This window comes from Pseudooceanicola aquaeponti (assembly GCF_050897975.1).
Classification (GTDB): domain Bacteria; phylum Pseudomonadota; class Alphaproteobacteria; order Rhodobacterales; family Rhodobacteraceae; genus Pseudooceanicola.
On sequence record NZ_JBPAXY010000004.1, the window covers coordinates 471,270 to 484,181 of the forward strand.

7 protein-coding genes are annotated in these 12,912 nt (G+C 69.4%); 6 read left to right on the forward strand and 1 reads right to left on the reverse strand.

Going from position 1 to position 12,912, the window contains the following annotated elements:
- Positions 1 to 84 precede the first annotated feature (84 nt).
- The 5 genes from ACRARE_RS12065 to ACRARE_RS12085 all read left to right on the forward strand — a co-directional run bounded on the left by ACRARE_RS12065 (position 85) and on the right by ACRARE_RS12085 (position 6,716).
- Positions 85 to 573, forward strand: coding sequence for a GbsR/MarR family transcriptional regulator (locus ACRARE_RS12065; RefSeq protein WP_432656691.1), 489 nt, complete (start codon positions 85 to 87; stop codon positions 571 to 573).
- The gene (locus tag ACRARE_RS12070) at positions 563 to 1,855 is read left to right on the forward strand and encodes an efflux RND transporter periplasmic adaptor subunit (protein ID WP_432656692.1); all 1,293 of its coding nucleotides are present in this window, start codon (positions 563 to 565) and stop codon (positions 1,853 to 1,855) included. Before ACRARE_RS12065 ends, ACRARE_RS12070 begins: the two co-directional genes overlap by 11 nt.
- Positions 1,852 to 4,953 carry an efflux RND transporter permease subunit gene (locus ACRARE_RS12075; protein WP_432656693.1) on the forward strand — a complete coding sequence of 1,034 codons (3,102 nt, stop codon included), beginning with the start codon at positions 1,852 to 1,854 and terminating at the stop codon, positions 4,951 to 4,953. The genes ACRARE_RS12070 and ACRARE_RS12075 overlap by 4 nt, the downstream gene beginning before the upstream one ends.
- Before the next feature lie 68 nt (positions 4,954 to 5,021).
- On the forward strand, positions 5,022 to 5,285 hold the full coding sequence (locus tag ACRARE_RS12080) for a hypothetical protein (protein WP_432656694.1): 264 nt from the start codon (positions 5,022 to 5,024) through the stop codon (positions 5,283 to 5,285).
- A gap of 156 nt (positions 5,286 to 5,441) precedes the next feature.
- Positions 5,442 to 6,716, forward strand: a complete 1,275-nt coding sequence (locus ACRARE_RS12085; protein WP_432656695.1) for a TetR/AcrR family transcriptional regulator — start codon at positions 5,442 to 5,444, stop codon at positions 6,714 to 6,716.
- Here the strand turns inward: ACRARE_RS12085 and ACRARE_RS12090 are convergent, their stop codons facing one another.
- Positions 6,717 to 9,095 carry a Tex family protein gene (locus ACRARE_RS12090; RefSeq protein ID WP_432656696.1) on the reverse strand — a complete coding sequence of 793 codons (2,379 nt, stop codon included), beginning with the start codon at positions 9,093 to 9,095 and terminating at the stop codon, positions 6,717 to 6,719. It lies immediately after the preceding gene.
- A gap of 227 nt (positions 9,096 to 9,322) precedes the next feature.
- Between ACRARE_RS12090 and ACRARE_RS12095 the strand changes: the two genes are divergently transcribed.
- Positions 9,323 to 12,787 (forward strand): transglutaminase family protein, encoded by a 3,465-nt coding sequence (locus tag ACRARE_RS12095; protein ID WP_432656697.1) that lies wholly within the window; start codon positions 9,323 to 9,325, stop codon positions 12,785 to 12,787.
- Positions 12,788 to 12,912: the final 125 nt, after the last annotated feature.

Sequence of the window (12,912 nt, forward strand, 5' to 3'; positions counted from 1 at the left end):
GGGCGCCCAGCCCGCAGCTCACGATTTGGCTATTGCGTTCATTCTGTATTGAACGGACTGCACGCTCGTGGCAGGACGGGCGACATGAGCGACGCGGCGATCAATGATTTCATCCAGACCATGGGTCTTTTGTGGCAGTCCGAGGGCGGCCCGCGCATTGCCGGGCAGGTCCTGGCCTATCTGATCGTTGCGGGCGAACCGCGCAGCCTGCAACAGATGTGCGAGGCCTTGCACATCTCCAAGGCCTCGGCCTCGACCAATGCGCGGCTTCTGGAGGGCAAGGGCTGTCTGCGCCGGGTGCGCCCCCTGGGCGCGCGCCAGGATGCCTGGCTGGCGGTGCCCAACCCCAGCCTGTCGCTGCTGCGCAGTGTCGCGCAGCGCTTCCGCAACAATGCCGAAACGGTGGGCCATCTGGCGGCGGGCTTCCCGCCCGAGATGGCGGCGGCCCGGGGCCGGGTCGAGGACTTCGCCGATTTCTACCGCAAATCCGCAGATTTCATGGACGAATGGACGGCGCGCCTGGGCCAGGACGGCCCGCCCGTGCCGGGAGGAGCCGACCGAGATGAGCACTGAGACCACTCCCGCCGAAAAGGGCAATCCGGCGAAGCCCGACTGGGCGCTGACCCGGCGCGAGAAGCGCGCGAAAGAGCGCGCCGACGCGGGTCTGCCGCCCCGGCAGCGGCGCGGCTGGATCCTCTGGCTGGTGCTGGCGCTGGCCGTGGCGGGCGCGGTGGTCTGGTATCAGCAGGGCGGCGCGGCGCAGCTGGCCGCCCTGCGCGGTGCCCCCGAAGAGGCCCCGGCAGGGGCCGGGGAGGGCGCCCCCGAGGCCCAGACCGAAGAAACCGTCGAGCAGGTGATGCAACTGCTGCCCTCGGAACTGACCGAGGTGCAGCCCGCCCGCCTGCGCGAGACGGTGAAGGCCACCGGCGCCCTGTCGCCGGTGCGCCAGCTGGCGATCCCGGCCGAGGTCTCGGCCCGGGTGACCGAGGTACTGGTGCGCGAAGGCGAGGCGGTCGAGGCGGGCCAGCTTCTGGTGCAACTGGACGTCGAAACCCTGCGCAACCAGCTGGACCAGCAACGCGCCACCGCCGCCGCCACCCGCGCGCAGCTGCGCCTGGCACGCACCCAGCTCGAGCGCACCCAGTCGCTGGTCGCCCGGGGCCTGGCCCCCGAAAGCCAGCTGGAGGCGGGCCGGGCCGAGGTCGACCAGATCGCCGCCTCGCTGGCCGCGCAGGAAAAATCCGTCGCCAATGCCGAGGAGAACCTGAAACACGCCCATGTCACCGCGCCCTTCTCGGGCGTGATCTCGGACCGCACGGTCGATCCCGGCGCCTATGTCTCCACCGGCAGTCCGCTGGTCTCGCTGGTCGATCTGTCCAGCCTGGAATTCGAGGCCGCCGTGCCGGTGCGCTACACCCCGCTCTTGGCGCCCGGTCAGCGTGTGGAACTCTCGGTCGAAGGGGTCACCGCCCGCGACTTCAGCGGCACCGTCGACCGTATCAGCCCGGTGGCGATCGAAGGCACCCGGATGCTGCCGGTCTACGTGACCCTGGCCAACCCCGAGGGCCTGTTGCGCGGCGGCATGTTCGCCGCCGGGCGCATCGTGCTGGAGCAGCTCGAGGGCGCCCTGGGCATCCCCGCCGACGCCCTGCGCGAAGACAGCGAGGGGACCTTCGTGCTGAAGCGCGAGGGTGATCGGGTGATCCGCCAGCCCGTCACCCTGGCCCGCACCTGGGAGGCCGGGGCTCTGGCCGAGATCACCCAGGGCCTGGCGCCCGGCGACGTGATCGTGGCGCAACCGCTGGACCAGCTGCGCCCGGGCAGCCGCATCCTGGTGGTGGGAGAGGATCAATGATCCTCACCCGCATTTCCGTCAGCCAGCCGGTCTTTGCCACCATGGTGATGGTGGCCATGCTGGTGATCGGCCTCTTTTCCTACCAGCGCCTGCCGGTGGAACAGCTGCCCGATGTGGATTTCCCGGTGGTCGCCGTGGTCACCGCCTATCCCGGCGCCACGCCCGAGGCGGTCGAGGCCGACATCATCGAGCCGATCGAGGATGCGGTGTCCACCATCTCGGGCCTCGACAGCATCCAGTCGACCGCCCAGACCAGCGCCTCTTTCGTGCTGATGATGTTCGACCTGGAGGTCGACAGCGCCAGCGCCGCGCAAGAGGTGCGCGACAAGCTGGCCCAGATCGAGGCCGAGCTGCCCGATGCCGCAGAGGAGCCGCAGATCCTGCGCTTCGACCCGAACGAACTGCCGGTACTCTCCATCGGCATCTCGTCCGAGGGGATGGACCAGGGGGCCATGACCCGCCTGGCCGAGGATGTCATCGCCACCCGCCTGGCCAATATCTCGGGCGTGGGGCGCGCCTCGGTCGTCGGTGGCCTGCCGCGCGAGGTGCAGGTTCAGATCGACCCCGACCGCCAGGCCTCGCTGGGGCTGGGCGTGTCCGAGGTGATCGCCGCCCTGCGCGCCGACAACACCGACCTGCCCGCGGGCGAGGTGACCGGCGGCGCCAGCGCGCAATCGGTGCAGGTGCAGGGCCGTCTGCCCGACCTGCGCGATTTCCGCGACGTGATCATCGCCCGGCGCGGCGGCCAGCCGGTGCGCCTGGGCGATGTGGCCGAGATCGGCCTGGACCTGGCGGATGAGGAAAGCCTGGCCATGCTGGACGGCCGCCGCGCCCTGGCCGTGGACGTGGTGAAGACCCAAGGGGCCAATACCGTGGCCGTGGCCGAGGACGTGCGCGCCGAACTGGCGAAGATGGCCCGCGAAAGCCAGTTCGAGGGGGTCACGCTGGAGGTGATCCGCGACAATGCCAAGCCGGTCGAGGAAAGCTTCCACTCGGTGCAGTCGATGCTGATCGAGGGGGCGTTGCTGGCCACCGCCATTGTGTTCCTCTTCCTGAACTCCTGGCGGTCTACCGTGATCACCGGGCTGACCCTGCCGATCTCGATCATCGGCACCATGGCGGTGATCTATTTCCTGGGCTTCACCCTGAACATGATGTCGATGATGGCCCTGTCGCTGGCCGTGGGGATCCTGATCGACGACGCCATCGTGGTGCGGGAAAACATCATGCGCCACCTGCACATGGGCAAGACCCACCATGACGCGGCGCTGGACGGCACCAACGAGATCGGCCTGGCGGTGCTGGCCACCACCCTGTCGATCGTCGCCGTCTTCTTGCCCGTGGCCTTCATGGAAGGCATCCTGGGCCGGTTCTTCCTGCAATTCGGGGTCACGGTCTCGGTCGCCGTGCTGATCTCGCTTTTCGTGTCCTTCACGCTCGACCCGATGCTGTCCTCGGTCTGGTACGATCCCTCGGCGGCGCCGGATGCCAAGCGCGGGATCATCGGCCGCGCGGTGGCGCAGTTCGACCGGCTGTTCGAATGGATCGGGCGGCGCTATGTGGCGCTGCTGCGGATCTGCCTGCGCTGGCGCAAGATGACCCTGCTGGCGGCGGTGCTGGCCTTTGTCGCCGGTCTGGCAACCTTCCCGCTGGTCGGCGCCGAGTTCGTGCCGCCCGCCGACAATTCCGAGATCCAGGTCGAGCTGACCACCCCCGTGGGATCCACCATCGAGCGCACCGCCGAGAAGATCGCCCAGGTCGACGCGGTGCTGCGCGCGGGCTTCCCCGAGATCACCGGCACCTATGCCACGGTCAATTCCGGCACCTCCTCGGGCAGCAACGTGGCCACGCTCTACGCCCAGATGTCGCCACCGCAAGAGCGAGAGCGGACGCCGTCGGACCTGGCCGGGCTGGTGCGCGAGGCGCTGCATTCCGTGCCCGGCGCCGAATACATCGTGTCCGCCGACAGCGGGCTGGGCGGGGTCGAGGCGCCGATCCAGGTGAAGATCTTCGGCGACAACCTGGATGTGCTGGAACGGCTGGCCGCCCAGCTGGCCCGCGATATGCGCCAGGTCGAGGGGCTGGTGGATGTGCGCACCTCGCTGGACGACCCGCAGCCCACCGTGGGCATCCGCATCGACCGCGACGCGGCGTCGGACCTCGGCGTGTCGCTGCGCCAGGTGGGGGATGCGCTGAACCCGATGCTCAGCGGCTCGACCGTGTCCGACTGGACCGACCCGCAGGGCAATTCGCTGGACGTGACGATCCGCCTGCCGCAGGCCTTCCGCGATGACGTCTCGGCCCTGGGCGCCCTGCCGATCGCCGCCGCGCCCGATGGCAGCGGGGTGATCCGCCTGGACCAGCTGGCCCGGGTCGAACGCACCGAAGGCCCGGGCGAGATCAACCGCGAGGGCCGCCAACGCTCGGTCCAGGTCACCGCCAACCTCGACGGGCTGACCACCGGCGAGGTGACCCCCGCCGTTCAGGCAAAGATCGACGCCCTGGCCACCCCGCCGGGCTACCGCGCCACCATGGGCGGCGATGCCGAGGATATCGCCGAAACCACCGCCTCGGCGGGGGCGGCGCTCCTCTTGGCGGTGATCTTCATCTACCTGGTGCTGGCCTCGCAGTTCGGGTCCTTCCTGCAACCCTTCGCCATCATGTCGTCGCTGCCGCTGGCGCTGGTCGGGGTGATGCTGGGGCTTCTGGTGGGGGGCTCGACCCTGAACATGTTCTCGGCCATCGGGTTCATCATGCTGATGGGTCTGGTGGTGAAGAACGCCATCCTGCTGGTGGACAACGCCAACCAGCACGTGCGCGAGGGCTGGCACCTCTTCGATGCGCTGGTCGAGGCGGGCGCCACGCGGTTCCGGCCCATCGTGATGACCACCCTGGCGATGATCTTCGGCATGATGCCCCTGGCGCTGAACCTGCATGGCGGCTCGGGGCAGAACGCGCCGATGGCTCATGCGGTGATCGGCGGGCTGATCTCCTCCTCGGTGCTGACCCTGGTGGTGGTGCCGGTGATCCTGACCTACATGGACGCCCTGGGCCGCCGGGTTTCGGGCCTGTTTCCCCAGGCCCCCGATCACGCCTGAGGGCGGGTTACCGGGCCTTAAGACCTTTGCCCCATCCTGCGCCCCGTGTGGCAGAAGATGAGGGTGTGATGAGTGACGCGTGTGACGCCGACAAGGGCGGTTTGCCCGACGGCGCGGGGCTTGTGCTGACATTTCTGGGCGGCGGTGCCGCCCTGGGCCTGGCCGGAGGGGCGCTGACGCTGGGCCTGCCGGTCGGGCTGGCGGTGCTGCTGTGGCTGATCGGGGCGCCGGTGCTGGCGCTTGGCGGCGCGGCGGGCTGGCTGCGCTGGCGCGGCCGCCGCAGCCGGGAGGCGGATCCCGCGGGGGCCGAGATCGCCTCGGACCGGGCCTAGGGACCGGCCCCGGGGCAGAGGGGCGGCGGGGCCGCCCGCGCGCCCGAGGACGGGCGCTCGCCCGAAGGAAGGCCCGCCGCCCGGAGGGCACAGGGTGGGGCGAAGGCCACCGGTGCGCCCGGATGACACAAGCACGGGCGGCTGCTATTCAGGGCCATGGATGCCTCAGACCTTTCCGCCGCCACGGCCCCCGACAGCCCCGGCGAAACCGACCGCTACCGGCTGAAACGCGAGGCTATCGTGGCCGCCGCGGCCCGGCAGATCGCCGGGCGCGGGCTGAAGGGGCTGACCCTGGTGGGCGTGGCCGGGATGGTCGGGCTGAACACCAATTCCGTCACCTACTATTTCCGCAAGAAAGAGCTGCTGGCCGAGGCCGCGGTCGAGGATGCGCTAAGCCGTTTCGCCCGTGTCCTCGACCCCGAGGCGGCCCCCGAGCAGGGACCGCGCGCCTATCTGCACGCGGTGCTGGCGCGCAATTTCGCCCAGGCCACGGCGATCCGGCGCGGCGACGAGGCGCCGCTGACCGTGCTGTCGGACATGCGCGCGCTGGAAGAGCCCGCCCGGGGGCGGCTGATCTCGCGCTACTTCGGGCTGGTCGCCCGGGTGGCATCGCGCCTGGGGCCGCGCGAGGGCGCCACAGAGGGCGGCGGTGGGCCGGGCAAGGGCCAGGCCCTGGCCCGGGCGCAGCTGCTCTGCGACGTGCTGCACTGGTCGCGCACCTGGCAGCGGCTTTATGCGCTGGAGGATTTCCCCCGGGTCGAGGCGCGGCTGGCCGATCTGCTGGACCGGGGCTTGGCGCCGCAGGGACAGGGCTGGCAGGGCAGCCCCTTGCCCGCCGAAGGGCAGGCGGCGGCGCCGCCCGGCACCTCGCCCGAGGCCTATCTGCGTGTCGCCACCCGGCTGATCAACGACCGCGGCTATCGCGGCGCCTCGGTGGAACGGATCGCCGGAGAGCTGCAACTGTCGAAGGGCAGTTTCTATCACCACCTCAGCGGCAAGGACGATCTGGTGCGCGCCTGTTTCGACCGTTCTTTCGGGCGGGTCACGGCGACCCAGCACCGCGCCGCCGCCCTGCCCGAAACCCAGTGGCAAAAGCTGGGCGCGGCGGTGGCCACCCTGCTGGAGGCGCAGCTGGCGGGGGAGGAGCCGCTTTTGCGCGACACCGCGCTGCTGGCCCTGCCCGAAGAGATGCGCCCCGAGGCCATCGCCCGCTCGGACCGGCTGGCGCGGCGTTTTGCGGGGATGATCTCGGACGGGATCGCCGAGGGCACGATCCGCGCCGTCGATCCCGCCATCGCCTCGCAATGCGTGATGGGGCTGATCAATTCGGCGGTGGACATGGCGGCGCGCGCCGGGCGTTGGCCCTCGCGCGCGGCCCTGATGCACGACTATGCCGATCCGCTGATGACCGGCTTTTTCCCCGACGGCTGATCAGCGCTTTTTCATCGCATCCAGCAATGCCGCGCCCAGGGCACTGGGCGCCTCGTTCCGGGGGGCGCTCTTCGGCCCTTTCGGCCCGCCTCGCGGGGCGCCGCCGCCACGGGGCCCGCCCTTGCCGCCGCCACCCGCGCCGCCACGGGGGCCCGAGGGGCCCGCGTCACGCTCGCGCTTGGCATCGCGGGCAGAGGCGCCGCCGTCCTTCTTCATCGACAGGCCGATGCGTTTGCGCGGTGCGTCCACCTCGGTGACCGTGACCTTCACCACGTCACCGGCCTTCACCACCTCATGGGGATCCTTGACGAAGCGGTCGGCCAGCTGGCTGACGTGGACCAGCCCGTCCTGGTGCACGCCGATGTCGACGAAGGCGCCGAAGGCCGCGACATTGGTCACCGTCCCTTCCAGCACCATGCCCGGGCGCAGGTCCGAGATTTCCTCGATCCCATCGGCAAAGCTGGCGGTCTTGAAGCTGGGGCGCGGGTCGCGGCCCGGTTTCTCCAGCTCGGCCAGGATGTCGCGCACCGTGGGCAGGCCGAAGCGGTCATCGACGAACTGTTCGGCGCGCAGCCCCTTCAGGGCCTGTTCGTTGCCCATGATCTGGCGCAGGTCGCGACCGCAGGCCGAGACGATCTTGCGCGCCACGTCATAGGCTTCGGGGTGGACGGCCGAGGCATCCAGCGGCTCGGCCCCGTCGCGGATGCGCAGAAAGCCCGCGCATTGCTCAAACGCGCGCGGACCCAGGCGGGCGACCTTCAGCAGATCCTTGCGCGAGCGGAAGGCGCCCTCCATCTCGCGGTGCGCCACGATGGCCTCGGCCAGCCCAGGGCCCAGGCCCGAGACGTGGGACAAAAGCGCCGCCGAGGCGGTGTTCAGATCGACGCCCACGGCGTTCACCGCATCCTCGACCACCGCTTCCAGCGACTTGGCCAGGCGGTGCTGGTCGACATCGTGCTGGTACTGGCCGACGCCGATGCTTTTGGGTTCGATCTTCACCAGTTCGGCCAGCGGATCCTGCAAGCGCCGCGCGATCGAGACCGCGCCGCGCAAGGAGACGTCGAGATCGGGGAATTCCCGCGCCGCCAGTTCCGAGGCCGAGTAGACCGAGGCCCCGGCCTCGCTGACCACCACCTTGGTAGGTTTCGCCACGCTGTCGGGCAGGCGTTTCAGGGTATCGGCCACCAACCGTTCGGTTTCGCGGCTGGCGGTGCCGTTGCCGATGGCGATCAGGCCGACGTTGTGTTTCGCGACCATGGCCAGGATGGCGCGGCTTGCCCCCTCGACATCCTTCTTGGGCTGGAAGGGGTAAAGCGTATCGGTGGCCAGAAGTTTTCCGGTTTCATCCACCACGGCGGCCTTCACCCCCGTCCGGATCCCCGGGTCAAGGCCCAGGGTCGCCTTGGCGCCCGCGGGGGCGGCCAGCAGCAGATCCTTGAGGTTGCGGGCAAAGACGCCGATGGCCTCGTCATGGGCGCGGGTGCGCATGTCCGACAAAAGGTCCAGCGTCATGGACAGCGACAGTTTCACCCGCCAGGTCCAGCCCGCCACCTTGCGCAGCCAGGCATCCCCCGGCCCGGTGCCCGAGGCGCCCAGCTTGGCGGCGATCATGTCGACGGGGCGGTCGGCCTGGTCTTCGGCGGGGGTGATCTCGACCGTCACGACACCCTCGTTCGAGGCGCGCAGCATGGCCAGCGCCCGGTGCGAGGGCACCTTGGCCCAGCTTTCGCTATGGTCGAAATAATCCGAGAACTTTGCACCTTCCTGTTCCTTGCCGGGCACCACGCGGGCGGTGATGACGGCGGCGCGTTGCATGAAATCGCGCAGGGCGCCGACCAGCTCGGCATCCTCGGCCAGCCGCTCGGTCAGGATGTCGCGGGCGCCGTTCAGCGCCGCCTTGGTGTCCTCGACCGCCTCGGTGACGTAACCGGCGGCCAGGGCCTCGGGGTCGGCGGCATGATCGGCCAGGATCGCCTCGGCCAGCGGCTCCAGCCCGTTCTCCTTGGCGATCATCGCCTTGGTGCGGCGCTTGGGCTTGTAGGGCAGGTAGATGTCTTCCAACTGCGCCTTGGTCTCGGCCCGGGCGATGGACAGGGCCAGTTCATCCGTCAGTTTGTCCTGCGAAGAGATGGACTTGAGGATGGCGCCGCGCCGGTCTTCCAGCTCACGCAGATAGGCCAGGCGATCGGCGAGGGTGCGCAGTTGGGTGTCGTCGAGGCCCCCGGTCACTTCCTTCCGGTAGCGCGCGACGAAGGGCACCGTTGCGCCTTCGTCCAGCAGGGTGACCGCGGCGCTGACCTGCTCGGGGCGGGCGCTGATCTCGGTCGCGATCAGGCGGGCGATGCGGGGGGCGGCGTCGGTGGGGGCGGGGGTCGTCACGTCGGGAACCTCGTCTGATGGGACCGTCTTTCTAGCCGCGCGCCCGGGCACCGCCAAGCGGATTTGCCGAAGCGGGCGGTGCCCTGCCACAGCTGCCCGGCACACGGGCAGATCGGCCACGGTTCCCGCCCGTGGCGGCTCTGCCGGGGACTATCCGTTGCAAGCACACGGCAAAGCATGGAACGCTGGGCGGCGACTACGAATGATCATTGCCAGAAGGCGGACCCATGTCGATCAAGGCGGCCATCCATCACCTGACCCATTACAAGTATGACCGACCGGTCACCCTGGGGCCACAGATCATCCGCCTCCGGCCCGCGCCGCATTCGCGCACCCGGGTCATCTCGCATTCGCTGAAGGTCACGCCCGAAAAGCACTTCGTGAACCTGCAACAGGATGTCTACGGCAACTGGATGGCGCGCTATGTCTTCCCCGAGCCGGTGCGCGAGTTCAAGATCGAGGTCGACCTGGTGGCCGACATGTCGGTCTACAACCCCTTCGATTTCTTCGTCGAAGAGGTGGCCGAGGTCTGGCCGTTCGAGTACCCCGACGACATCAAGGGCGACCTGAAGGTCTATCGCAAGCCGCTGCGCCCGGGAAAGCGGATGAAGGCCCTGCTGGCCAGCATCGACCGCAGCGAACAGCGCACCGTCGACATGCTGGTCGGGCTGAATGCCCATCTGTCGAACCTGATCGGCTATGTCATCCGCATGGAGCCGGGGGTGCAGACCCCCGAAGAGACGCTGAAGATCGGCAAGGGGTCGTGTCGCGATACCTCCTGGCTGCTGATCGACATCCTGCGGCACCTCGGCTTCGCCGCGCGCTTCGTCTCGGGCTATCTGATCCAGCTGAAGCCGGATCTTGAGGCGCTGGATGGCCCCTCGGGCACCGATCACGACTTCACCGACCTGCACGCCTGGGCCGAGGTCTATCTGCCCGGCGCGGGCTGGATCGGGCTGGATCCGACCAGCGGCCTCTTGACCGGGGAAAGCCACATCCCGCTCGCCGCCACGCCGCATTATTCCAACGCCGCCCCGATTGCCGGGGGCTTTTCCTCGGACGGCGCGCCCGAGGTCGCGTTCGACTTTGACATGACCGTCACCCGGGTGGCGGAACATCCGCGCATCTCGAAACCCTTCTCGGACGAGGCCTGGGACGCGCTGAACGATCTGGGCGCCAAGGTGGACGAGGCGATCTCGGCCGCCGACATGCGCCTGACCATGGGCGGCGAGCCGACCTTCGTATCCATCGACGATTTCGAAAGCGACGAATGGAACACCGCCGCCGTGGGCCCGATGAAACGTGGGCTGGCCGATGGGTTGATCCGGCGGCTGCGTGACCGTTTCGCGCCCGGCGGCTTTTTGCACTACGGCCAGGGCAAGTGGTATCCGGGCGAGACCCTGCCGCGCTGGACCTTCTCCCTTTACTGGCGCCAGGATGGCAGGCCGGTCTGGAAGAACGCCGATCTGATCGCCAAGGAGAAGGACGCCCAGGAGCTGCCGCCGGAAAAGGGCGCGGCCTTCCTGACCGAGATGGCCAAGGCCCTTGGCGTCGGCGAGGACTGCGTGTTGCCCGCCTATGAGGATCCGGCCCAGTGGATCCTGAAAGAGGCGCAGCTGCCCAACAACGTGACCCCCGAAAACTCGAAGCTGAAGGACGCAGAAGAGCGCAACCGCATCGCCCGGGTGTTCGAGCGCGGGCTGACCAAGCCCTCGGGCCATGTGCTGCCGATCCAGCGCTGGCAGGGGCGGTCGTCCTCGGGGCGCTGGCAGACCGAGCTGTGGCAGTTTCGGCGCGGCCATCTGTTCCTGATCCCCGGCGACAGCCCGGTGGGATACCGGATGCCGCTGGATTCGCTGCCCCATGTGCCGCCGGCGCAATATCCCTATATCAATCCCGCCGATCCCACGGTGGATCGCGGCGACCTGCCCGATTTCGACACGGGCGCCCTGGCCGAGGAAGAGCTGGACGCGCGCGAAGACGGCCATCCCACGGGTGCCGAGGCCCGGGCCGAGGCCCGGGCGGCGATCCAGGCCCGGCTTGAGGGGCGCGAGGGGGCCAAGGATCAGGCCAGAGATCAGGCCAAGGATCAGGCACGGGCCAGCTTCCGCCCCGATGCCGATCACCAGTCGCGCAGCGAGCAGCAGTTCGTGGGTGAGTCGGTGGCCGGTTCGGTGCGTACCGCCCTGGCGGTGGAACCGCGCGACGGGCGGCTGTGCGTCTTCATGCCCCCGGTCACCAATGTCGAGGACTACCTGGAGCTGCTGACCGCCGCCGAGGCCGCCGCCGAGGCGCTGGACCTGCCGGTGCATATCGAGGGCTACGCGCCGCCCCACGATCCGCGCCTGAACGTGATCCGCGTGGCCCCCGACCCGGGCGTGATCGAGGTGAACGTGCACCCGGCGGCCAACTGGGACGAATGCCGCGCGATCACCGAAGCCGTCTATGAAGAGGCCCGCCAGACCCGGCTGGGGGCCGACAAGTTCATGATCGACGGCAAGCATACCGGCACGGGCGGCGGCAACCACGTTGTCGTCGGCGGCGCCACCACCAACGACAGCCCCTTCTTGCGCCGCCCCGACCTCTTGCGCTCGCTCGTGCTGCACTGGCAGCGGCATCCGGCGATGTCCTATCTGTTCTCGGGCCTCTTCATCGGCCCGACCAGCCAGGCGCCGCGTGTCGACGAGGGCCGCGCCGACAACCTCTATGAGCTGGAGATCGCCCTGAGCCAGATCCCGGCCCCGGGGCAGGGGATGCAACCGCTGCCCTGGCTGACCGACCGGCTGCTGCGCAACCTGCTGACCGATGTCACCGGCAACACCCACCGGGCCGAGATCTGCATCGACAAGCTGTTCTCGCCCGATGGGCCCACGGGGCGCCTGGGTCTGGTCGAGTTCCGCGGCTTCGAGATGCCGCCCGATCCGCGCATGTCCCTGGCCCAGCAACTGCTGATCCGCGCCCTTCTGGTGCGCTATTGGAACGCGCCCATGGGGGGCGAGTTCACCCGCTGGGGCACCACGCTGCACGATCGCTTCATGCTGCCGCATTTCGTCTGGGAAGATTTCATGGACGTGCTGGGCGACCTGCGCCGCCACGGCTTCGACTTCCGCCCCGACTGGTATGTGGCCCAGCAGGAATTCCGCTTCCCCTTCTGCGGCGAGGTCGAATACGAGGGCGCCCATCTGGAGCTGCGCCAGGCGCTGGAACCCTGGCATGTGCTGGGCGAGACCGGCGCCATCGGCGGCACGGTGCGCTATACCGACAGCTCGACCGAGCGGTTGCAGGTGAAGCTGTCGGGCGCCGACCCCGATCGCTACGCCGTGACCTGCAACGGCCGCCGCCTGCCGCTGACCAAGACCGGCGAGGCGGGCGTCTCGGTGGCCGGGCTGCGCTACAAGGCCTGGCAGCCGCCCGAGGCGATGCATCCGGTGATCCCGGTCCATGCGCCGCTGACCCTGGACATCTTCGACACCTGGTCGGGCCGCGCCATCGGCGGCTGTACCTATCACGTCGCCCACCCGGGCGGGCGCAACTATGATACCTTCCCGGTGAACGCCAACGAGGCCGAGGCCCGCCGTCTGGCCCGGTTCCAGCCCTTCGGCCACAACCCGGGGGCCTATCTGCCGCCGCAGGAAATTTATCATCGCGAATTCCCGATGACCCTTGATCTGCGGCGCGGTCCGGGCATTTAGAAGGGCCTGACCCGGGCGATGCCCGTTCGGGCAGGCCCGTTTCGGGAGGAAAGCGCATGACCTGCCAGCCGCTGACCGGCGCGGGACGGCCAGAAGAGGCCGCCCGATGACCCCGCCCGCCTCCG

What these genes read in the sequence shown, in the direction of transcription:
- ACRARE_RS12070 (WP_432656692.1), top strand. Translation starts at nt 563, where the DNA reads ATGAGCACTGAGACCACTCCCGCCGAAAAGGGCAATCCGGCGAAGCCC.
- ACRARE_RS12075 (WP_432656693.1), top strand. Translation starts at nt 1,852, where the DNA reads ATGATCCTCACCCGCATTTCCGTCAGCCAGCCGGTCTTTGCCACCATG.
- ACRARE_RS12095 (WP_432656697.1), top strand. Translation starts at nt 9,323, where the DNA reads ATGTCGATCAAGGCGGCCATCCATCACCTGACCCATTACAAGTATGAC.
- ACRARE_RS12080 (WP_432656694.1), top strand. Translation starts at nt 5,022, where the DNA reads ATGAGTGACGCGTGTGACGCCGACAAGGGCGGTTTGCCCGACGGCGCG.
- ACRARE_RS12085 (WP_432656695.1), top strand. Translation starts at nt 5,442, where the DNA reads ATGGATGCCTCAGACCTTTCCGCCGCCACGGCCCCCGACAGCCCCGGC.
- ACRARE_RS12065 (WP_432656691.1), top strand. Translation starts at nt 85, where the DNA reads ATGAGCGACGCGGCGATCAATGATTTCATCCAGACCATGGGTCTTTTG.